The 20,446-nt window shown below is 71.3% G+C and carries 23 protein-coding genes, 1 tRNA gene and 1 pseudogene; 7 read left to right on the top strand and 18 right to left on the bottom strand.

Going from position 1 to position 20,446, the window contains the following annotated elements; translation table 11 throughout:
- Positions 1-66 precede the first annotated feature (66 nt).
- The 9 genes from OHU74_RS17360 to OHU74_RS17320 all read right to left on the bottom strand — a co-directional run bounded on the left by OHU74_RS17360 (position 67) and on the right by OHU74_RS17320 (position 6,180).
- Positions 67-921 carry an RNA polymerase sigma factor SigF gene (locus tag OHU74_RS17360; protein WP_330297330.1) on the bottom strand — a complete coding sequence of 285 codons (855 nt, stop codon included), beginning with the start codon at positions 919-921 and terminating at the stop codon, positions 67-69.
- A 245-nt stretch (positions 922-1,166) separates the two neighbouring features.
- Positions 1,167-2,069: an RNA polymerase sigma factor SigF gene (locus OHU74_RS17355; protein WP_371619719.1), complete on the bottom strand. Its 903-nt coding sequence runs from the start codon at positions 2,067-2,069 to the stop codon at positions 1,167-1,169.
- Between the two features lie 347 nt (positions 2,070-2,416).
- On the bottom strand, positions 2,417-2,578 hold the full coding sequence (locus OHU74_RS17350; RefSeq protein ID WP_371616739.1) for a hypothetical protein: 162 nt from the start codon (positions 2,576-2,578) through the stop codon (positions 2,417-2,419).
- 394 nt (positions 2,579-2,972) lie between these two features.
- A complete protein-coding gene (locus OHU74_RS17345; RefSeq protein WP_371616738.1) occupies positions 2,973-3,263 on the bottom strand; it encodes a hypothetical protein in 291 nt (96 codons plus the stop codon).
- Between the two features lie 120 nt (positions 3,264-3,383).
- Positions 3,384-3,470: transfer RNA gene (locus OHU74_RS17340), tRNA-Ser, on the bottom strand.
- A 67-nt stretch (positions 3,471-3,537) separates the two neighbouring features.
- Complete coding sequence (gene tadA, locus OHU74_RS17335) at positions 3,538-3,966, bottom strand: tRNA adenosine(34) deaminase TadA (RefSeq protein WP_371619718.1); 429 nt, start codon at positions 3,964-3,966, stop codon at positions 3,538-3,540.
- A 65-nt stretch (positions 3,967-4,031) separates the two neighbouring features.
- Positions 4,032-4,610 (bottom strand): hypothetical protein, encoded by a 579-nt coding sequence (locus tag OHU74_RS17330; protein WP_371616737.1) that lies wholly within the window; start codon positions 4,608-4,610, stop codon positions 4,032-4,034.
- 308 nt (positions 4,611-4,918) lie between these two features.
- A complete protein-coding gene (locus tag OHU74_RS17325) occupies positions 4,919-5,092 on the bottom strand; it encodes a hypothetical protein (RefSeq protein ID WP_330297325.1) in 174 nt (57 codons plus the stop codon).
- Between the two features lie 146 nt (positions 5,093-5,238).
- Positions 5,239-6,180, bottom strand: a complete 942-nt coding sequence (locus OHU74_RS17320) for a universal stress protein (RefSeq protein WP_371616736.1) — start codon at positions 6,178-6,180, stop codon at positions 5,239-5,241.
- 216 nt (positions 6,181-6,396) lie between these two features.
- Here OHU74_RS17320 and upp point away from each other — a divergent pair, with 216 nt between their 5' ends.
- Positions 6,397-7,032 carry a uracil phosphoribosyltransferase gene (gene upp, locus OHU74_RS17315; protein ID WP_330297323.1) on the top strand — a complete coding sequence of 212 codons (636 nt, stop codon included), beginning with the start codon at positions 6,397-6,399 and terminating at the stop codon, positions 7,030-7,032.
- Positions 7,033-7,133: 101 nt separating this feature from the next.
- Here the strand turns inward: upp and OHU74_RS17310 are convergent, their stop codons facing one another.
- Together OHU74_RS17310 and OHU74_RS17305 are read right to left on the bottom strand one after the other, a co-directional pair.
- The gene (locus OHU74_RS17310) at positions 7,134-7,781 is read right to left on the bottom strand and encodes a LytR C-terminal domain-containing protein (RefSeq protein WP_371616735.1); all 648 of its coding nucleotides are present in this window, start codon (positions 7,779-7,781) and stop codon (positions 7,134-7,136) included.
- Between the two features lie 183 nt (positions 7,782-7,964).
- Positions 7,965-8,261 (bottom strand): type II toxin-antitoxin system VapB family antitoxin, encoded by a 297-nt coding sequence (locus OHU74_RS17305; RefSeq protein ID WP_112446725.1) that lies wholly within the window; start codon positions 8,259-8,261, stop codon positions 7,965-7,967.
- Positions 8,262-8,349: 88 nt separating this feature from the next.
- On the opposite strand from OHU74_RS17305, the gene OHU74_RS17300 reads away from it, so the two are divergent.
- Both OHU74_RS17300 and opcA read left to right on the top strand, forming a co-directional pair.
- On the top strand, positions 8,350-9,930 hold the full coding sequence (locus OHU74_RS17300) for a helicase HerA-like domain-containing protein (RefSeq protein WP_371616734.1): 1,581 nt from the start codon (positions 8,350-8,352) through the stop codon (positions 9,928-9,930).
- Between the two features lie 123 nt (positions 9,931-10,053).
- On the top strand, positions 10,054-10,989 hold the full coding sequence (gene opcA, locus OHU74_RS17295) for a glucose-6-phosphate dehydrogenase assembly protein OpcA (RefSeq protein ID WP_371616733.1): 936 nt from the start codon (positions 10,054-10,056) through the stop codon (positions 10,987-10,989).
- Here opcA and OHU74_RS17290 read toward each other — a convergent pair.
- Complete coding sequence (locus tag OHU74_RS17290; RefSeq protein WP_371616732.1) at positions 10,935-11,411, bottom strand: cupin domain-containing protein; 477 nt, start codon at positions 11,409-11,411, stop codon at positions 10,935-10,937. The genes opcA and OHU74_RS17290 overlap by 55 nt on opposite strands.
- Before the next feature lie 89 nt (positions 11,412-11,500).
- The gene (locus tag OHU74_RS17285) at positions 11,501-12,106 is read right to left on the bottom strand and encodes an HhH-GPD-type base excision DNA repair protein (RefSeq protein WP_371616731.1); all 606 of its coding nucleotides are present in this window, start codon (positions 12,104-12,106) and stop codon (positions 11,501-11,503) included.
- Positions 12,107-12,214: 108 nt separating this feature from the next.
- Between OHU74_RS17285 and OHU74_RS17280 the strand changes: the two genes are divergently transcribed.
- A complete protein-coding gene (locus tag OHU74_RS17280; RefSeq protein ID WP_371616730.1) occupies positions 12,215-13,030 on the top strand; it encodes a VOC family protein in 816 nt (271 codons plus the stop codon).
- A gap of 48 nt (positions 13,031-13,078) precedes the next feature.
- Here OHU74_RS17280 and OHU74_RS17275 read toward each other — a convergent pair whose 3' ends face one another.
- On the bottom strand, positions 13,079-13,426 hold the full coding sequence (locus OHU74_RS17275; RefSeq protein ID WP_371616729.1) for a DoxX family protein: 348 nt from the start codon (positions 13,424-13,426) through the stop codon (positions 13,079-13,081).
- 132 nt (positions 13,427-13,558) lie between these two features.
- Between OHU74_RS17275 and OHU74_RS17270 the strand changes: the two genes are divergently transcribed.
- Entirely contained in the window at positions 13,559-13,978 is a 420-nt protein-coding gene (locus OHU74_RS17270; protein ID WP_371616728.1) for a molybdopterin-binding protein, read from the top strand.
- 26 nt (positions 13,979-14,004) lie between these two features.
- Here the strand turns inward: OHU74_RS17270 and OHU74_RS17265 are convergent, their stop codons facing one another.
- The 3 genes from OHU74_RS17265 to OHU74_RS17255 form a co-directional block, all read right to left on the bottom strand.
- A complete protein-coding gene (locus tag OHU74_RS17265; protein WP_371616727.1) occupies positions 14,005-14,451 on the bottom strand; it encodes a molybdopterin-dependent oxidoreductase in 447 nt (148 codons plus the stop codon).
- Positions 14,452-14,531: 80 nt separating this feature from the next.
- Entirely contained in the window at positions 14,532-17,318 is a 2,787-nt protein-coding gene (locus OHU74_RS17260) for a molybdopterin-dependent oxidoreductase (RefSeq protein ID WP_371616726.1), read from the bottom strand.
- Positions 17,315-18,169 (bottom strand): xanthine dehydrogenase family protein subunit M, encoded by an 855-nt coding sequence (locus tag OHU74_RS17255; RefSeq protein ID WP_371616725.1) that lies wholly within the window; start codon positions 18,167-18,169, stop codon positions 17,315-17,317. The genes OHU74_RS17260 and OHU74_RS17255 overlap by 4 nt, the downstream gene beginning before the upstream one ends.
- A gap of 246 nt (positions 18,170-18,415) precedes the next feature.
- Here OHU74_RS17255 and OHU74_RS17250 point away from each other — a divergent pair.
- Positions 18,416-18,724 (top strand): annotated as a pseudogene (locus tag OHU74_RS17250) (PucR family transcriptional regulator ligand-binding domain-containing protein); the annotation flags it as partial.
- Between the two features lie 1,060 nt (positions 18,725-19,784).
- Positions 19,785-19,967 (top strand): PucR family transcriptional regulator, encoded by a 183-nt coding sequence (locus OHU74_RS17245; RefSeq protein WP_371619717.1) that lies wholly within the window; start codon positions 19,785-19,787, stop codon positions 19,965-19,967.
- 46 nt (positions 19,968-20,013) lie between these two features.
- Here OHU74_RS17245 and OHU74_RS17240 read toward each other — a convergent pair whose 3' ends face one another.
- The gene (locus OHU74_RS17240; protein WP_371616724.1) at positions 20,014-20,412 is read right to left on the bottom strand and encodes a molybdopterin-binding protein; all 399 of its coding nucleotides are present in this window, start codon (positions 20,410-20,412) and stop codon (positions 20,014-20,016) included.
- Positions 20,413-20,446 lie beyond the last annotated feature (34 nt).

The raw sequence follows: 20,446 nt of genomic DNA, 5'->3' as shown, positions 1-20,446 counted from the left end.
ACGCATCGTCAATTGTGAAGCGGGTGCGGGAGATTGTCCCCGGCCGCACAGGGCGGCCGGGGGCGGCTATTCGCCGATCAGGCCGACGCGGAGCTGCGCGAGCGTGCGCGTGAGCAGCCGGGAGACGTGCATCTGGGAGATGCCGACCTCCTCGCCGATCTGCGACTGCGTCATGTTCGCGAAGAAGCGCAGCATGATGATCTGGCGCTCCCGGGGCGGGAGTTTGGCCAGCAGGGGCTTGAGCGACTCGCGGTACTCGACGCCCTCCAGTGCGGTGTCCTCGTACCCGAGCCGGTCCGCGAGCGAGCCCTCGCCGCCCTCGTCCTCGGGAGAGGGCGAGTCGAGCGAGGAGGCGGTGTAGGCGTTGCCGACGGCGAGGCCGTCGACCACGTCCTCCTCCGAGACCCCGAGCACGGCGGCGAGCTCCGGCACGGTCGGCGAGCGGTCGAGCTTCTGGGCGAGCTCGTCGCTGGCCTTGGTGAGGGCCAGGCGCAGTTCCTGGAGCCGGCGCGGGACGCGGACGGACCAGGAGGTGTCGCGGAAGAACCGTTTGATCTCACCGACGACCGTCGGCATCGCGAACGTCGGGAACTCCACGCCGCGTTCGCAGTCGAAGCGGTCGATCGCCTTGATCAGGCCGATGGTGCCGACCTGGACGATGTCCTCCATCGGCTCGTTGCGGCTGCGGAAGCGGGCCGCGGCGTACCGCACCAGGGGGAGGTTCAGCTCGATCAGGGTGTCGCGTACGTACGTCCGTTCGGGACTGTCCGCGTCGAGGCCGGCGAGCCGGTGGAAGAGGGAGCGGGAGAGGGTGCGGGTGTCGATCCGGGTGTCGATGGCTTCCGAGCGGTGGGACACTGCCGGCGCCTCACGCTGCTTGACGAGCGTGAGTACCTGTGAGCTGCCCTGGTCTACGGACATGCCACCCCCTTGAGGTCGCGGACGGTCGCGCTTCTCTGCGCGCCCGTCGGAGGAACGCAGCCTCCACCTGAATACCGGAGGCGGGGCTGCGGCAAACGCGGTTCCAGCAGAATGTCACATGTCGGCAACACGCTGTAGCGCCATGTCGACATGTATCTCCAGCGACAGAACGCGTTAGGCCTGCTCTAGGACGGAAAAATCCTGCTCTGCCCCGAACCGCGTAGAACGATCTCCACTCGATCCGGTTAGGCCTCGATCCTGTTTGCGGATCGCAGCCGGGCGAAGCTGCGGGCGAGCAGCCGGGAGACGTGCATCTGGGAGACGCCGAGCTCGGCGCTGATCTGCGACTGCGTCAGATTGTTGTAGTACCGCAGGAGGAGGATCCGCTGCTCGCGCTCGGGCAGTTGTACGAGGAGGTGGCGGACGAGGTCGCGGTGTTCGACCCCGGCCAGCTCGGGGTCCTCGTAGCCGAGGCGGTCGAGCAGCCCCGGGAGCCCGTCGCCCTCCTGGGCGGCCTCCAGGGAGGTCGCGTGGTAGCTGCGGCCGGCCTCGATGCAGGACAGGACCTCGTCCTCGCCGATGCGCAGCCGCTCGGCGATCTCCGGGGTGGTCGGGGTGCGGCCGTGGAGGGTGGTGAGGTCCTCGGTGGCGGCGTTGACCTGGACCCAGAGCTCGTGGAGGCGGCGCGGGACGTGGACGGTGCGGACGTTGTCGCGGAAGTAGCGCTTGATCTCGCCCACGACGGTCGGCATCGCGAAGGTCGGGAACTGCACCCCGCGGTCGGGGTCGAAGCGGTCGATCGCGTTGATGAGCCCGATCGTGCCGACCTGGACCACGTCCTCCATCGGCTCGTTGCGGCTGCGGAACCGGGCCGCCGCGTAGCGGACGAGCGGGAGGTTGGCCTCGATGAGGGCCCCGCGCACCCGGGTGTGCTCCCCGGTGCCCGGCTCCAGCTCCTTCAGCTGCCCGAACAGCACCTGGGTGAGGGCCCGGGTGTCTGCGCCCCGGCTCTGCGGCCTCGGGGCCGCCGGGGGCTCTTCCGGGGCCTCCTGCTGGGGCGGTACGTGGGATTCCTGCTGCGGGGCGGTGGAGTCCTGCGGGGGCTGCGGGTGAGGCTCCCGGTGCTGGTCCGGAAGCTGGTCCGGCAGGGGGTCCCGGTGCTGGTCCGGGAGTGGATCCCGGTGGGGGGCCGGGAGCGGGTCCCGGTGCGGGCTCTGCTGTGAGTCCAGCTGGGATTCCTGCTGGGGCGGCACCTGAGGCGCAGTACTGGCCGGCACGGTCACGCCACCCCTTCACGTCACGTCATCAACTCATCCGTCAAAAGCGGTCATAGCATCACAAGACATGTGCACTGTGTGCAAGCACCGTATATTGCCGTGTTGAGGGCAAGTTGGGCATATCGGGGCATTGTGGCCCGTCTGCGGGAACGCAAAAAGCCCCCCACCCGTCGGAGTGGGGGGCCGGGAAAGTCCGGAAACCGCTTCAGCGTACGGGTTCAGCGCACCAGTTCGGTCATGAACTCGCCGATAGCCGTCGCGGCATCCGAGAGTCCCTGGAAGCCGATTCCCACCATATCGGCGGCTTTCTTGGGCTGAGTGATGATGACGAAGAGGACGAAGACGGTGAGGGCGCCCGAGATCAGCTTCTTGGTGTCCACGTGCGCTGTCGGCCTCCCCAACCGGTCCTGCAAGGTCGGGTGAGTCTAACCGGTCGCGTTCGAACACTCACCTGTCCTTTAAGGACCAATGGCCCGGCGGTCCAGGCCCTTTGCCGGTGTGCCGGGGGCGGGCGGAGGCGCAGACTTGAACACGAGCCCACCGGTTCTGGCAGGAAATCGGTGGGTGAGGGACAGGACCTCACTGCGGGGTCCAAGCCGCAAGCTTCCCCCCTGACTGCGGCTTGGACTGGCAGGTTCCGTCCTCATCGGGGGAAGTGGCTTGTCCCCCCGATGCCACTTCCCCCGTCCCAACCGTCGAAGGTCCCGACTCCGGTCGGGGCCTTCTTCGTGTTTTCCGAGCCCGAGCCCGGACCCGAGCCCGAGCCCGGACCCGCTACTCCAGGCCGCCGGCCAGGTCGACGACCGGCTGGACCGGAGCCACCAGGGGCTGCATCTGGTTCGGGATCTCCATCAGCTGGTTGAGCTGGTTCAGGCCTCCACTGACCTGGCTGCCGATGTCCTGCACCGAGGACGGCGTGGCCCCGGCCGGCATCCCCGGAGCGGCCGTCGGCAGGTCCGGGAGGGTCAGCGGGGAGATGGGGGCGGCGGAGGCGGCGGGTGCCGCGAGGCCAGCGGCGGCCCCCGCGAGGGCGATGGCGGCGAGCATGCGCCGGGTCTTGGTCATGCCGTGACAACGGCCGAGGGGGCGGGCGGTCACGCGGACGCCCCCAGCAGGGCACACGTCCGGACCAGTGGTGGAACAACGAGAGCCCCGACCCTTGCGGGGCGGGGCTCTCGTTCAGAGCGGTAGCGGTGGGATTTGAACCCACGGATAGCTTGCACCATCACACGCTTTCGAGGCGTGCTCCTTCGGCCGCTCGGACACGCTACCGAGAGAGAGCTTAGCCCAAGGAGACCCGTGCTCTGAAATCCGTTCCCCCGGGAGCGGGACGGCGCGGTCAGAGATCGCGGAAGAAGTCCGTCAGCTGCCGCGCGCACTCCCCCGCGAGCACGCCGCCGATCACCTCGGGACGGTGGTTGAGCCGGCGGTCCCGTACGAGGTCCCAGAGCGATCCGGCGGCGCCCGCCTTCTCGTCGGACGCCCCGTAGACGACCCGGGCCACCCGCGACTGCACGAGCGCGCCCGCGCACATCACGCACGGCTCCAGGGTCACCACGAGGGTGCACCCCGGGAGCCGCCACTCCCCGAGCGCGGCGGCCGCCCGGCGCAGCGCCAGTACTTCGGCGTGCGCCGTCGGGTCGCCGGTGGCCTCGCGCTCGTTGTACCCGGTGGCGAGGAGTACCCCGTCCGGGCCCAGCACGACGGCGCCGACCGGCACGTCGCCGGCCGGCACCGCCCGCGCGGCCTCCTGGAGCGCCAGGCGCATGGAGTCCCGCCACGGGTCCCGTACGGGATCGGGTGCGTGCGTGGTGTGGTGGTGCGCGGGGATCACTAGCGGACGGCCTCCAGGACCTCGGTGGCGCCGAGCGAGTCGGCGATCTCCGAGAGCGCGTCGCCGTCCAGGGTCATCAGTTGTTTGTGGCTCACCCCGAGGTCGTCGAGCAGCCGGGGGTCGCCGAGCGGGCCGGAAGGCACGGGTTCGGCGCCGGCCCGGACCTCGTCGTCCGCATCGTCTTCCTCACCGTCCTCACCGTCTTCCTCGGGGTTGTCGTCCGAGTACGAGGCGATGACTTCGTCCTCGCCGTCCTCGGTGCCGTCGAGGTCGAGCTCGTCGAGTTCGTCGTCCTCCTCGTCCTTGCCGAGCAGCTCGTCGGTCAGCATCGATCCGTAGGAGCTGCGGGAGGCGGCGGAGGCGTTGGACACGTAGAAGCGCGGGTCTTCCTCGCCGTCCACGCGGACGACCCCGAACCAGGTGTCCTCCTGTTCGATGAGGGCAACCACCGTGTCGTCGTCGACAGCGGCGGAACGGGCGAGATCGATCAGATCACTCAGGGACTCGACGTCGTCGAGTTCCAGGTCGCTCGCTTCCCACCCGTCTTCGGTGCGCGCGAGCAGTGCGGCGAAATACACCGTGACTCTCCCACTGGTCATAGGCGTGCCGGTTGGGGGTCCCCCCGGCCGGAGGTGGGTGAGGGGTCGAACGGCCGTCGTGCTCGCCGTTCGTGCCCCGCCCAATCGGCATCGTGGCAGAAACGGAGGCTTTGCGAGAGGTGTTCCGCAGCGTGGCGCTGGCCGCGCGTGTTGTACGGGGCCTCCGCGGGCCCGCCCGACACCCGGCCAGGACCCCGGTCGGCACCCGGCCGGAGCCCGCCCCGGGGCCCTCGCCGGCACCCTCCCCGGGCCCGGGGAGGGTGCCGGACGGGGCCGCGAACGGGCGGTCACCAGCGGAAGGTGCGCATGCGCATCTGCTGGCGCATGCGGGCCGCGCGGGCACGTCTGGGCTGGACGCGGTCGCGCAGTTCCCGGGCCTCGTGCAGGTCACGCAGGAACTGCGCGCGCCGTGCTCTGCGCTGCGCCGTGGTCTCCGGTGTCTCGTGGTCGTCGTCGGGCATGGGTCACCGCCCCTGGATGGTCCGGTCCGGTCCGCCCCCCGCACCCCACCTTCCCCCGGACCGGCCGTTTGATGCCACCTTCCGTCCCAGGTCAGTGCGATTTGGGTGCTGGTTCCGTCCGAGTCGGGTCGCAGTGGGTTCCGGGTTCAGTCGGATTCCGTCAGCGTCGGGACCACGGCCACCGGTCCGTGGGCGTGCTGGAGCACGGCGTTCGCCACGGAGCCGATCATCAGGGACCGGATGTGCCGGCGCGGGTGGTGGCGGCCGACGACGACCAGCGCCGCCGAGTTCGAGGTGGCGACCAGCCGTCCGGCCGCGTCCCCGGGCACCGCCGCCTGCTCGACGGGGACCTTGGGGTACTTGGCGCGGAACGGTGCCAGGCGCTCCGTCTGGGAGCGCAGCATCTCCCGCTCGGCCGGGACCGCGTTCTCGTCCTCCCCCAGCAGCGCCTCCGGCGGGATCACCGCGAACGGGCTGTCGATCACCATCGTCGGCGACGGCGGGATGCTGTACGCCGACACCACCTGGACGGTCGTCCCCCGTGCGGCGGCTTCCGCGAACGCGAAGTCCAGTACGTTGTCGGGCGTCTCCGAGGCGTGCAGTCCGAGCACCACCCGGCCCGCGGAGGGCTGGGCCGCGACCTCGACCCCGCGCTCCTCGTGCGCGACCACGACCACCGGGCACGGGGCGCTGGTGGCCACGGCGCGACTGTTCGAGCCGAGCAGCAGGGCGGCGAACCCGCCGCGGCCCCGGGAGCCCATCACCAGCATCCGGGCGCCCTCGCCGATGGCCCGCAGGGCCTCCGGGACGGAGCCCTCCAGGGACTCGTAGTGGACCTCGGAGGGCAGCGGGCGCCCTTCGGCCAGGACGGCCCGTATCCGTTCGCTGACGGGGTCGGGGACCTCGTGCGGCTCGTGGCTGTCCTTGAGCGAGGAGCGGCGTGCCGCGTAGAGCTGGGCGCTGTCGGGCAGCACGTGGGCGACGAGGAGCCCCGTGTGGTGGCGTAGCGCTGCGGCCCTTGCCCACTCCAGGGCCTTGAGGCTGTGTTCGGATCCGTCTACCGCCGCGACCACCATGGGATTGCTCATCAACCAAGAGTGCTGGGGGTCCGGGCGGGTCGCATCTCCAGGGGTTTGGGGGCGTGGCCGCCGCTTCGGGCACGAAGGGGTGGGCACAGCGCGTAGCCTTTTGGGTGTGGGTCGCGTCATTGCGTCCATATGTGCAGGTGGTGCGGTCGCGGGCAGAGCGGTCGCACCTGTGCGGTCGCAGGTGGAAAACCGGGCAGCTGAGTCTTGGAGGATGTTGTGCGTTTGCAGGTCGTGGATCACCCGTTGGTGGCGCACAAACTCACCACCCTGCGCGACAAGCGCACCGACTCCGCCACCTTCCGGCGCCTCGCCGACGAGCTGGTCACCCTGCTCGCGTACGAGGCCACCCGGGACGTCCGCACGGAGCAGGCCGACATCGTCACCCCGGTCGGCCCGACCACCGGCGTGAAGCTCTCCCACCCGCGCCCGCTGGTCGTCCCGATCCTGCGCGCCGGTCTCGGCATGCTCGACGGCATGGTGCGGCTGCTGCCGACCGCCGAGGTGGGCTTCCTGGGCATGGTCCGCAACGAGGAGACCCTGGAGGCCTCCACGTACGCGACGCGCATGCCGGAGGACCTCTCGGGCCGCCAGGTCTACGTGGTGGACCCGATGCTGGCCACCGGCGGCACGCTCGTCGCGGCGATCCAGGAGCTGATCAAGCGCGGCGCGGACGATGTGACCGCGGTGGTGCTGCTGGCCGCGCCCGAGGGCGTCGAGGTCATGGAGCGCGAGCTGGCGGGCACCCCGGTGACGGTGGTGACGGCCGCGGTGGACGAGCGGCTCAACGAGCACGGCTACATCGTGCCGGGGCTGGGCGACGCGGGCGACCGGATGTACGGCTCGGCCGAATAGAGCCGAAGGCCGAGGACTGAACGCCGAAGACTGAGCGGTGAACGGCGAAGGGCCGGCTCCTCGGAGCCGGCCCTTCGCCGTTCGCTGTGGGTGTCAGGGGTTCAGCACTTCTTGGCGGGTGCGGGCTGCGGGTTGGCCAGGGCGGCCAGCGCCTTGTCCGCCTCCTCCTTCGGAGTGAGGTCCTTGAAGGCGTCACCGAGGATCAGGTCGATGTCGGCGGTCTCGCGGGTGTCGGTCTGGTGCGCGGCCCCGGCCAGGTTGGTGCCGAGCACGGAGAAGACCGCCTTGTCGGTCTGCGGCGAGCCGACCAGTATCCCGGCGTCCGGGACCTTCTTGTCGAAGTCGGCGGGGGCGTTGCCGACCTTGCCGATGGCGAAGCCGCGCTTCTTGAGCTCGTCGCCGACCGCCTTGGCGAGGCCCGCGCGCGGGGTCGCGTTGTAGACGTTGACCGTGATCTGGCCGGGCTGCGGGAGCGTGACCTGCGGGGCGGTGGAGGCCGCCGCCGCTGCCGCGCCCGCCTTGGGGGCGGGGGTCGCGCAGTCCTTGGCGGCGGCCGCGGGTTTGCCCGAGTCGCCGCGGAACACGTCGATGAGCTGCATGGCCCCGTAACCGATCAGGGCGAGCCCGACGATCGATCCGAGCACGAGGAGGACGATCCGGCGGCGGCGTCGCGGGCGGGACATGCGGGGGTAAGCCGCCCCCGTCACGCGGTACTTTCCGCCCATGCCAGGGGGAGTGAGCATGCTCATGAGCGCAGCGTAATGCCGACCGGAGCCGATGCCCACCGAATCATCTGTTCATAGGGCAAGAGCGACCCGAAAGGCGCAACCGGGACGCAACCGGCGCCCGGTGGGGCCCTACGGGGCCGTCGGCGCGGGGTGCTCCCGGTGTGTCTCGTGCCGCTCTGCGGCGCGTCGATCCAGGTCGGGGGGTCAGCCCAGTTCGAGGACGCGCGCGTGCAGGACCTGGCGCTGCTGGAGCGCGGCGCGGACGGCGCGGTGCAGACCGTCCTCCAGGTAGAGGTCGCCCTGCCACTTCACGACGTGGGCGAAGAGGTCCCCGTAGAAGGTCGAGTCCTCGGCGAGCAGCGTTTCGAGGTCGAGCTGGCCTTTGGTCGTCACCAGCTGGTCGAGCCGGACCGGGCGCGGGGCGACATCCGCCCACTGCCGGGTGGTTTCCCTGCCGTGGTCGGGGTACGGCCGCCTGTTTCCGATGCGCTTGAAGATCACACGGAAAGCCTACCGGGCCGGTGCCTGCGGGCGCAGCCTTGCGATGACGGTGCAAAGGTGGCAAACAGCGCTATATCGGGAGTGATGAATGAGCGAGAGCACCGACCCCGCGTCCCCGGCAGGCCAGATCGCCGCCGGGTACGCCTTCACCGGACCCGCGCTCGATCTGGGGGCCCTGCTCTGGGACGGGGCCTGCCTGCCGGAGCGGCAGATCCGCATTCCGCTGTCCATGCTCAACCGGCACGGGCTGGTCGCGGGAGCCACCGGCACCGGCAAGACCAAGACGCTCCAGCTCATCGCCGAGCAGCTGTCCGCCAACGGGGTTCCGGTCTTCCTCGCGGACATCAAGGGCGATGTCTCGGGCATTTCCGCGCCAGGCACGAGCAACGCGAAGATCGAGGAACGGGCCAAGGACGTGGCCCAGGAATGGGAGGGCACCGGGTTCCCCAGCGAGTTCTATTCGCTGGGCGGGATCGGGCCCGGCATCCCGCTCCGGGCCTCCGTGACCAGTTTCGGACCCGTCCTCATGTCCAAGGTGCTCCAGCTCAACCAGACGCAGGAGCAGTCGCTGGGGCTGATCTTCCACTACGCCGACACCAAGGGCCTGGAGCTCATCGACCTCAAGGACCTGCGGGCGGTCGTCGCCTTCCTCGTGTCCGACAAGGGAAAATCGGAGCTCAAGGGAATCGGCGGGCTGTCCACGGTGACCGCCGGGGTGATCCTGCGGGCCCTGACCGCCTTCGAACAGCAGGGCGCCGCGGAATTCTTCGGGGAGCCCGAATTCGACACGAGCGAATTCCTCCGAACGGCGGCGGACGGGCGCGGGCTGGTCTCCGTACTGGAGCTTCCGGCGGTCCAGGACAAACCACAGCTCTTCTCCACCTTTCTGATGTGGCTGCTGGCCGATCTGTACGGGGACCTGCCGGAAGTCGGGGACCTGGACAAACCGAAACTCGTCTTCTTCTTCGACGAGGCACACCTGCTCTTCAACGGAGCCTCGAAGGCCTTCCTCGAAGCGATCACCCAGACGGTGCGGCTGATCCGCTCCAAGGGAATCGGCGTCTTCTTCGTGACCCAGACGCCGAAGGACGTACCGGCCGACGTGCTGGCGCAGCTCGGCAACCGGGTCCAGCACGCGCTGCGCGCGTTCACGCCGGACGACGCGAAGGCGCTGAAGGCGACGGTGAAGACCTTCCCGAACTCCGCGTACGACCTGGAGGAGCTGCTGACCCAGCTGGGGACCGGCGAGGCGGTGATCACCGTACTGAGCGAGAACGGTGCGCCGACCCCGGTGGCCGCTACGAGGCTGCGCGCGCCGCAGTCGCTGATGGGCCCGATCGACGCGGCGGCCCTGGACCAGGCGGTGAAGTCCTCGCTCCTCTACTCGCGGTACGCGGAGCCGGTCGACCGGGAATCGGCGTACGAGAAGATCAGCGCGGAGCAGGCGGCCGCGGAGGCCGAAGCGGAGGCGGCGGCCGCTGCCGCGGAGGCGGCGAAGGCGGAGAAGGCGGCGGCCGTGGCGGCCCGCAACGCGCCGAAGCCGGACCCGTCCCTGGCGGAACAGGTGGTGGGCAGCGGGCTGTTCCGCTCGCTGGCCCGGTCGATCGGGACGCAGCTGGGGCGGGAGATCTCGCGGTCGATCTTCGGGACGGCAAGGAAGCGGCGCTGACCTGGCCGTGGTCGGGCTTCAGGGATTGGCGGGGCTTGATTCGGTGCGGCGCCGTGGTCGGGCGGTGGCCCGGTGGTGGTGGAAGGCGTACCGGTCGGCCGCGGGGGCTGCGAGACTCGGGGTATGCGGACCGAACTCACCGACACCACCTCCAGCAAGGTCAACCGGGCCCTGCTCGACGCCCGCCGGGCCATCGGCAGCCAGACGATGGGGCTCGTGCTCAACCTCCTCGTCGCCACCGACGAGGAGGGGGCCTACGACGCCGTCCGCGCCGCCTCCGAGGCTTCGCGCGAGCACCCCTGCCGGATCATCGTGGTCATCAAGCGCACGGCCCGCGGCCCGCACCGGCTCCGGCAGAACCGGCTCGACGCCGAGCTGCGGGTCGGCTCCGACGCCGGGTCCGGGGAGATCATCCTGCTGCGCCTGCACGGCAGCCTCAACGAGCACGCCGGATCCGTGGTGCTCCCGCTCCTCGTGCCGGACGCCCCCGTCGTCGCCTGGTGGCCCGCCGATGCTCCCGAGGCGCCGGCCCTGGACCCGCTGGGGGCCCTCGCGCAGCGGCGCATCACCGATGCGGAGGCGGCCGACGATCCCGTCGCGACGCTCGACGCCCGGGCCTCGGCCTACGCGCCCGGGGACACCGACCTCGCCTGGACCCGGCTGACGCCGTGGCGCTCGCTGCTGGCCGCCGCCCTGGACCAGAAGCCGCTCCCGGTGACGGCCGCGGCCGTGGAGAGCGAGCCCGGCAATCCGAGCTCCGAACTGCTGGCCCGCTGGCTGGAGGACCGGCTCGGGGTTCCGGTGGAGCGGGTGGCCACCGCGGGACCGGTCATCACCCGGGTCCGGATGACGACCACCGGCGGGGAGATAGAGGTGGACCGCCCCGACGGGATCCTGGCCACCCTGCTCCTGCCGGGCAGCCCCGACCGCAAGGTGGCCCTGAAGATCCGCAGCAGCGCCGAGCTGATCGCGGAGGAGCTCCGCAGGCTCGACGCCGACGAGGTCTACGCGTCCGCGCTGCGCTTCAGGCGATCTGCCCAGGCGTCGCTCTCCGCGTAGTGGTTGTCGTAGACCGGCTGGCTGTCGATGATGTCCTGCACCGTGGCCTCGCCGGCCCGGACCCGGCCGAGCAGCCGGTAGTAGTCGAAGCGGCCCATGCCCGGGGTGAAGCCGACGAAGACCTCGGCCGTGCTGTCGGCGGCCGGGGCGAAGGCGTGCTTCACACCGGGCGGGACCGCGAGGAAGTCGCCCTTGGTGAGGGTGTGTATCTCGTCGCCGACGAGGACGTCGAGCCGGCCGTCCGTGACGTGGAAGAACTCGGTCGCCTTGGTGTGGAAGTGCACGGGGGCGCCGGCCGCGCCGACCTCGAAGCTCGCCGTGTTGCAGGTGAGCTCGGCGGTGTCGGTGAGCAGCGTGATGAGGCTGCCGGGGCCGTCGGAGATGGATTCGGCGGTGGTGGCGCGCGTCAGGTTCTCGGTCATGATCAGAATTCTAGGGCGGGGGTCTGACAATCCCCGGAGGTTTCCGGCGGTCCGGCCGCGTCTATGTCGAACTGTCAATTCCGGTTCCCTCACTGGCCCTTGGCCGCCTTGGCCGCCGCCTTCGCCTCCTGTTTGTGGGCCCGCACCTTCGCCAGGGATTCGGGTCCGGTGATGTCGGCCGCCGACCGGTAGACGTTCGCCGGGCCGTACCCGCCGGCCGCCTCGCGCCACCCTTTCGGGCGTACCCCGAACCGTTTGCCGAGCAGCGCCAGGAAGATCTGGGCCTTCTGCTCCCCGAAGCCGGGCAGCTCCTTCAGCCGCCCCAGCAGCTCGGCGCCCGTGGCCGCGTCGGCCCACACGGCCGCCGCGTCCCCCTCGTAGTGCTCCACGAGGTACGCGCACAGCTGCTGGATCCGCTTCGCCATCGACCCCGGGTAGCGGTGCACGGCGGGCTTCTCGGAGAGCAGCGCGGCGAAGGCCTCCGGGTCGTGGGCGGCGATCGCGTGCGCGTCCAGATCGTCGGAGCCGAGCCGCCGGGCGATCGTGTAGGGCCCGGAGAACGCCCACTCCATCGGAACCTGCTGGTCGAGGAGCATCCCGACGAGTGCGGCCAGCGGGCTGCGGCCGAGCAGCTCGTCGGCCTCGGGCTGCTGGGCGAGCCGGATGGTGGCCGCCCCGAACGTGTCCTTGTCCATGGCTCCAGGGTCCCGCGCGCGGGCTCTCCGCGCGCGATTGTCAGTGCCCGCACCTAGCGTGAGAGGCGAGACGGGTCACGTCGTACACGACACAGGAGTCGATCGATCATGGCTGAGTTCCCCGAGGGCACACCCTGCTGGGTGGACGCGATGTTCACCGATGTGGAGGGCGCCAAGAGCTTCTACGCCGCCGTGCTGGGCTGGACCTTCGGCGAGTCCAGCAGCGAGTACGGCAACTACACGCAGGCCTACTCCGACGGCAAGGCCGTCGCGGCCGTCGTCCCGCCGATGCCGGGGCAGGAGGGGGCCTCGCAGTGGTGTCTGTACTTCTCCTCGCCCGACGCGGCGGCCACCGCCGGGAAGATCAAGGCGGCGGGCGGCGAGGTGCTGATGGAGCCGATGCAGGTCGGCGCCTTCGGCACGATGGCGATCGCCAAGGAGCCGGGCGGCGCGGTCTTCGGCGTCTGGCAGCCCGGCGAGCACAAGGGCTTCGAGAAGCCCGCCAGCGAGGTGGGCGCTTACGCGTGGGCGGAGGTGTTCACGCGCGACGCGGCCAAGACGGACGGGTTCCTGCCGCAGGTCTTCCCGTACGGCGAGCAGCAGATGGAGGCCGGCGAGAACCCCGAGATGCCCGGCATGGACTTCAAGGTCTTCAACCTGGGCGGCCCGGAGAACGTGGTGCTGGGCCGGATGAAGATGGGCGACGAGTTCCCGCCCGAGATCCCCTCCTACGTCCAGGTCTACTTCGGCGTCCCGGACTGCGACGCGGCGGTCGCCAAGACCCAGGAGCTCGGCGGCATGCTGCACTTCGGCCCGATGGACAGCCCCTTCGGGCGCTTCGCCGCGGTCACGGACCCGCAGGGCGCGGCCTTCGCGGTGATCGACATGTCCACGACGGTGGGTGAGATGCCGACCTTCGCCTGACCGGACCCTGCGGGGGCCCCGGCTTCGCGGCGCCCCGGTTTCGCGGCACTACGCCGCGAAGCCGAGGGCGAAGGCCGCGATGACCGGTGCCATGTAGATCACCGGGAACGCCACGTGCCCGTACGAGCGGGCGCGGAGCACGGTGATCACCGCCCCGCTGTAGTAGAGGACCAGGCCGATGCCCGCCGCGATCCCGATGAGCGGGACGAAGAGGCCGATCAGCAGGCCCAGCGCCCCCGCGGCCTTCGCCAGGCCCAGGAGGGTCCACCAGGTCCGCGGGACCCCGTACTCCTCCAGGGGCTGCACGACCCACGAGGCGCGGGTCAGGAGCGAGTAGCCCGAGAAGGCCGACATGGCGGCGGCGACGACGGCGACGACGGTGGCTGCGGTGTTCATGGCGGGGGCTCCTCGGCGGTCAGTGTGGTGTGGCTTCACTGCACTGACCCGGCGCCGCCTGAGAGTGTGACAGGGGCGCCGGAAAAGATTTCCGAGCGCATCGACGCATCTACCTAAGAGGTCGAACCACTCATGAGCCTGAGCATCCGCAACCAGATCGCCGGCACCGTCACCGCCGTCACCGCCGGCGAGGCCATGTCGACGGTCAAGGTCCGCCTGGAAGGTGGCCAGGACATCACCGCCGCGATCACCACCGACGCGGTCAAGGACCTCGGCCTCGTCGCGGGTTCCTCCGTCAAGGCGCTGGTCAAGGCAACCGAGGTGGCCCTGGCGACGGCGGCCGTCGAGGGGATCTCCATCCGCAACCAGATCGCCGGCACCGTCGCCGACGTCGCCACCGGCGGCGCCATGGCCTCCGTCAAGGTGGACGTGAACGGCGGTGGTCTGACCGCCGCCATCACCAAGGACGCGGTCGAGGCGCTCGGCCTGGCCGCCGGGACCTCCGTCGTCGCACTGATCAAGTCCACCGAGATCAGCCTCGCCACCAACTGAGCGGGCCACGAGGCGGGTCGGCCGGGTCAGAGGCCCAGGCTCGGCGGGGACAGCGCGCCGAACCACACGTGGGTGACCGCGCTGACGTAGCGCGCCCCGCACCGGTCCGAAGGGACCACCAGCTGTGCGCCCGCCCCGTCGAGGTCCTCGCCGTCGAGGCGGGTCGCCAGCAGGATCGGGCTGTCGCCGAAGTCCACGTCCAACTCGGCCCAGGACAGCACCGAATGGTGTCCGTCGCCGCCGCTCACCGCGAGCAGGAACCGCGAACGGTCCTTGCGGCGGCGGGGGTCGAAGGCCGGACCCGCGTCCGCGATGACCTCGCGGAGCAACGGGCCCTCGAACACGTGGTGTTGCGGACCGTTCGTCGCGCAGTCGAAGGTGACCGCGGCCCGGTGCTGTGCCCAGTCCCGCAGGTCCGCGACGCTCAGGGTCGCCGGGTGGTCCAGATCGCCGTGCAGCATGAGTTTGGCCATGGCTGACTTATGCCCGGCAGTGTGTACCTCAGAACCTCATCTGCGAGGTTGAGAGGTTGATATGAGTTGCAGGTGTGGCTTCATTGGTCGTTTCGGCCTGGCATGTTCTGCGACATCCTCTGCCATACGGCATCCCGGAGCAGCGGCATCTCCGTGAAGCGGATGCCCGTCGCGTCGCGCAGCGCGTTCGCGAAGGCCGGGCCCACCGGGTTGAAGGGGCTCTCGGACATGGACTTCGCGCCCAGCGGGCCGATCGAGTCCGAGGTCTGCGTGAAGTGGACCTCCGTGCGCGGCACGTCCGCGTACTGCGGCAGCCGGTAGCGGCGGAACGCCGCCGTCGTGACCTCGCCGCGCTCGTCGATCCGTACGGTCTCGAAGAGGGTGGCGCCCAGGGCCTGCGCCACACCGCCCTCCACCTGGCCGAGGCACTGCATCGGGTTCATCACCTTGCCCGCGTCCGCCGAGTGCACGCTGCGCAGGATCTTCATCTCCCCGGTGCCGGGGTCCACGGCCAGCCGGAACCACTGGGCGTTGAACGCCACCGAGCGCGGGGTGCCGCCGAAGTGGCCCTCGCAGCTGATCTCGCTCGCCCTCCCCTTGGCGTGGGCCGCCTCGTAGAGCTCCTTGAGGGTGACCGGCCGGCCCGCGCAGTCGAAGGACTCGGGGCCCAGCAGGCACAGGTGCCGGGCGACGCCCGTGTGCTCGGAGGCGAAGGTCTTCATGCGTTCGGCGAGCGAGGTCGCCGCGAGCAGCACCGCCTTGCCCGCCACCACGGTGCCGGCCGACCCGAAGGCGCCCGTGTCGTGCCGGACCACGTCGGTATCGGCCTGGCGGACGGTCAGCCGGTCCGCGGTGGTGTTCAGCGCGTCCCCGGCGAGCTGCTTGTGGACGGTGGTGGTGCCGTTGCCGAACTCGGCGGTGCCGACCGCGATGTCGTACGTGCCGTCCCGGAGCAGGGTGATCGTGGCATCGGCGTAGTGGCCGCGGGGCGGACTCGTGGCGATCATCGACACGGCGGCGCCCTGGCCGGTCACCCAGCCCGGCGGAACCTTCTCGTGGCTGGTGTCCTCGGCGATCGCCCTGCGCACCACCGCCAGGCACTCGGCCAGCCCGTAGCTGGCGATGAACAGGTCGTCGTCGTGGCCGATCGGCGTGTGCATGGGGTCGAGAGGGCCGATGATGTTCTTCTCGCGGAACTCCAGGGGGTCCATGCCCAGGCGCCGCGCCACCTCGTCCATCGCCGACTCCAGGGCGAAGGTGGTCTGGCCCAGCCCGTAGCCGCGGAAGGCGCCCGACGGGACGACGTTGGTGTAGACGGAGTAGGCCTCGACCTTCTTGTGCGGGGCCTTGTAGATCACGAAGGACTCGCCGGCGCTGTGGTACATCACGCCCGGGCCGTGGTTCCCGTAGGCGCCCGTGTTGGACACGATGCGCATGGAGATGGCGGTCAGGGTGCCGTCGGCGCGGGCACCGAGCTTGATCCGGACGGTGAACGGGTGCCGGGTGCTGGCGCCGTAGAACTGCTCGGCGCGGGTGAACTCCAGCTTCACCGGACGGTGCAGCTTCATCGCGGCCAGCACCACGATGTCCTCGGCGAACATCTCCTGCTTGCCGCCGAAACCGCCGCCGACCCGGCCCGCGACCACCCGGACCTCGTCCTCGCCGAGCCCGTACAGCGCGCACAGGGCACGCCGGGTCAGGAAGGGGGTCTGGGTGGAGGAGCGGACGGTGATCCGCTCGCCGGTGCCGTCCTCCTTCGGTTCGAACCAGGCCACGCAGCCGTGGGTTTCGAGGCTGGCGTGCTGGACGCGCTGGGTCCGGAAGGTCTCCTCATAGACCACCGCGGCCTCGGCGAAACCCCGTTCCACATCGCCGATCTCGCCGTGCACCTCGCCGGCCACGTTGTTCCCGACGCGGGCGATGCGCGCCTCGGGCCCCTTGCCCGCGTGGATGACCGGCGCGCCCGGGGCCATGGCCTTCTCCGGGTCGGTCACGTACGGGAGTTCCTCGTAGGTGACCTCGATCCGGCGGCAGCCCTCCTCCGCGGCGCCCTCGCTGTCGGCGACGACGGCGGCCACGCGCTGCCCGACGAACCGGACCACGTCGTCCAGCAGGCGGGTGTCGTCGGGGTCCTCGTGCGGGTGCTCGTGGCGGGCGCTGGAGTAGAGCACGTCCGGGACGTCCTCGTGGGTGAACACCGCCCGCACGCCCGGCACGGCCAGCGCCTCGGAGGTGTCGATCGCGGTGATCCGGGCGTGCGGGTGCGGGGAGCGCAGCAGCTTCATGTGCAGCAGCCCGGGCACGTCGATGTCGAAGGTGTAGCGGGCGGTGCCCGTGACCACCTGGGGAGCGACGGGCGCTGCGAGGTTGCGGCCGACGGCCTTGCCCGCCTCGGGTTCCTCGGTGTGCTTCACGCCGCGGACGGCGTCCTCGATGGCGCGGTAGCCGGTGCAGCGGCAGATGTTGCCCTTGAAGGCGCGCGGCAGGTCGTCGAGCTTGCCGTCGCAGTGGGCGGTGCCCTTCTCGGCCTCCAGGGCGGCGGTGGTCATCACGAACCCGTTGGTGCAGAAGCCGCACTGGAAGCCCTGTGCGTCCAGGAACTTGCGCTGTACCGGGTGGAGTTCGCCGTCGGGGTGGGCGAGGCCCTCCAGGGTGGTCACCGAGCGGCCTTCGGCGCGGACGGCCGGGTAGAGGCAGCTGTGCACGGCCTGCCCGTCCACGTGGACCGTGCAGGCGCCGCAGTCGCCCTGGTCGCAGCCCTTCTTCACGCCGAACCAGCCGCGCTCGCGCACGTAGGTGCGCAGGCACTGGCCGGCGCGGGGCTCCTCGGTGAAACGCTGCCTGTTGATGTCGATCTCGTAGCTCATCGGAGTCCCTCCGCGTCGGAGCCGGCGTACGGATCGTCCTCGGGACACAGTTCGCGGCGGACCTCCTCGGCCAGGCGCAGGGCCATGTGGCGGCGCCAGGCGGGCAGGCCGTGGATGTCGTCGTACCACTCGTCGGGGCGGACGGCGCAGTCGATCGCCCGGCGCAGCTCGGCCGCGGTGGGCGGCAGCGCGAACCAGAAGCGGAACGGGCGGATGGTGGCGGCCGAGACCGTGACGGCGAGCGAGCCGTCCCGGGGGTCGGAGGCGCCGATGACGAGGGCGCCCGAGCGGCCGAGCCCGTAGAGGGAGGCCTGCCGGAAGGCCGTACGGGAATCCAGGGCGCGGGCGGGCAGCCGCACCGAGCGCAGCAGCTCGCCGTCGCGCAGGTCCTTGAGCCCGGCTCCGCGGATGAACTCGGTGACGGGCACCCGGCGGGTGGCGCCGTCCTGGCCCTGGAGGAGGACCGTGCCGTCGAGGGCGGCCGAGAGGGAGACCATCGGCCCGGCGGGCAGGCCGTTGCAGAGGTTCCCGCCGACGGTCGCCATGTTCCAGATCTTGAAGCTGGCCAGGAAGGCGCGGCAGCACTGCTCGATGAGCGGCGCGGCGGTGGCGGGCAGGGTCCGGCCGAAGCGGGACAGCTCGGTGATGGTGCAGGTGGCGGCGATGTCGAGGGAGCCGTCGGGCTGCCGGGACAGTGGTGGCCAGCCCATCCGGGAGAGGTCGATCAGACGGCGGACGTGCGGCTGGGGTTCGGAGAAGAGGTAGGTGCCCCCGCCGAGCCAGGCGTCGCCGGGACGCCAGGGTTCGCGGCGGCGGGCGTCACGTACGTCGAGCACCGTGTTGAGGTCCATTTTTTCCGCCGCCTTCGCTGTCCTCGAATGTCGTCCCGGGGCGGTTTCGTCCGTCCTGATGCCAGTGAAGCAACGGGGTGCGGGCCCCGACGACTGGTCCCGGCCACGGAAATGAACCAGGGCCGCCGAGATCGTCCTGGTGGATCATCCAAGAGCCCTTCTCTGGGGTTGCCCTTGCATTTACCATGGTGAACCTCATATTCGCCTCGCGATTGTGGGCTACCCCAGCCGCAAGGAGTCCCTGCCGTGCACGTCCTCGATCTGCTCCAGTCCGACAACCTCGGCCTCACCCTGCTCTGGGGCGAAGAGCCCCTTCTCGGCCAGGAGGTCAGCGGGGTGACCTCCACGGACCTCGAGGATCCCGGCCGGTTCCTGGGCCCCGGGGAGCTCGTGCTCAGCGGCCTCGTGTGGTGGAAGCCGGGCGCCACGGCCGCCGGCCGGACCGACCGGTTCGTCGCCGCCCTGGCCTCCGCCGGGGCGCGGGCGCTGCTGGCGGGCGAGGAGACCCACGGCAAGGTGCCCGACGAGCTCGTCGCCGCCTGCCGGGCCCACCGGATGCCGCTGGTGGCGGTGCCCGCGAAGACCAGCTTCCGGGCCGTGACCGAGGCGGTGTACCTGCGCCAGTGGGGCGACCTGAGCAGGCGCCCGACCCGGCTCTTCGCGCTTCCCGAGAACGTGCGCAGCGAGCTCAGCCGGCTCCTGGAGGGCGGGGCCGCAGCCGCGGAGCTGCTGGACCGGGCCTGCGCCCACCTGGGCCGGGTGCCCTGCTACCTGCTGACCGCGAGCGGCCGCACGGTGGCCCGTACCCCCTCCGCACCCGCGATACCGGCCCGGCGGGCCTCGATCGCCAACCCGGCGCGGGGCGGGGTCACCCTGCGGATCGAGGCCGAGAGCTCGCCCTACGACGCCTGGCAGCTGCACGTCCCGGACGCGGACGCCGCCCCGCCGAGGGTCCTGCACGAGATCGCCGAGGTGTTCGCGCAGTACCGCGACGGGGAGACCCGGAGGGACGCCGCGCGGCGGGCGGCCGGACGGGAACTGCTCGCGCTGGTGGCCTCGGAGAACGCCGAGCCCGACCAGCTCGGCGCCGCGCTGGTGGCGGCCGGACTGCCCGCGCAGGGCCCGTACCGGGTGGTGGCGGCCACCGACGCGGACGCGCTGGTGGAGGCGCTGCGGCACCTGGACGGGGTGCGGTGGGCGTCGGGGGAGACGGGAGCGGTGCTGTACGAGCCCGCGGAGCCGGAGCCGGAGCCGGAACGGCGGGGGGACCCGCGCCCGGACCCGCGCCCGGACCCGCGCCCGGACCCGCGCGCCGACCCCGACGCGGTCCCGGCCGAAGGCGCCGTGGCGGACCGGCTGCGCGCTGTGGCCGCTGCTCCGGGCCTGCGGCGACCCGGAGGCCGACCTGCGGCTCGGCGTCGGCGCGCGGGCGGACTCGGCCGAGGGGCTGCGCGTGTCACTCAGCCAGGCCCGCTTCGCCCTCACGGCGACGGACACGGAGGTGCCGGTACGGGGCGTCGAGCAGCTGGACACCCTGGCGGAGCTGCTCTCCGGAGTCCCGCCGGAGGTGCGCGGGGTGTTCGGTTCGCGGACGCTGGGGGCGCTGGGCGACGGGATGCTGCGCGAGACGCTGGAGGTGTTCCTCGCCAACAACTGCTCCTGGACGCGCACCGCGGAGGCGCTGCACCTGCACGTGAACACCGTCCACTACCGGATGGAGCGGGTGGAGGCGCTGACCGGGCGCGACCTGTCCCGGCTGGACCACAAGCTGGACCTGTACGCGGCGCTGAGGTGCTGACCTAGGTCGTCTCTTCCGGATCTTGCCAAGTCCGCGAAGAGACGACCTAGACCAGGTCGATGTGGACGTCCGTGGACTTCACCCGGGCCGTCACGGTCACCCCGACCGCGATGCCGAGCTCCTCGACCGACTCCCGGGTCACGACGGAGACGATGTGGTGCGGGCCCGACTGGATCTCCACCTGGGCCGCGACCTCGTCGAGCAGGACGGCCGTGACGATCCCGGCGAAGGAGTTGCGCACGGAGGTGGCCGCGGCCGTCTCCGGAACCGGATGCAGTCCGGCGGCACGCTCCTTGGCGAAGGCGGCGAGAACGGCCCCGTCGACGCTGCGGACCCCTTCGGGGCTGCGGCGCGCGGGAAGCCGCCCCCCGTCGGCCCAGCGGCGGACGGTCTCGGGGCTCACGCAGAGCAGGCCCGCGGCCTGCCCGATGGAGTACGACGGCACGTGCGCAGCCTAGCGCCGCCAACGCGCGGGTCCG

Origin of the sequence: Streptomyces sp. NBC_00454 (genome assembly GCF_041434015.1) — a bacterium.
Taxonomy (GTDB): Bacteria; Actinomycetota; Actinomycetes; order Streptomycetales; family Streptomycetaceae; genus Streptomyces.
Note: the sequence above shows the minus strand (reverse complement) of the source record. Positions and strands in the feature narration are given on the sequence as shown.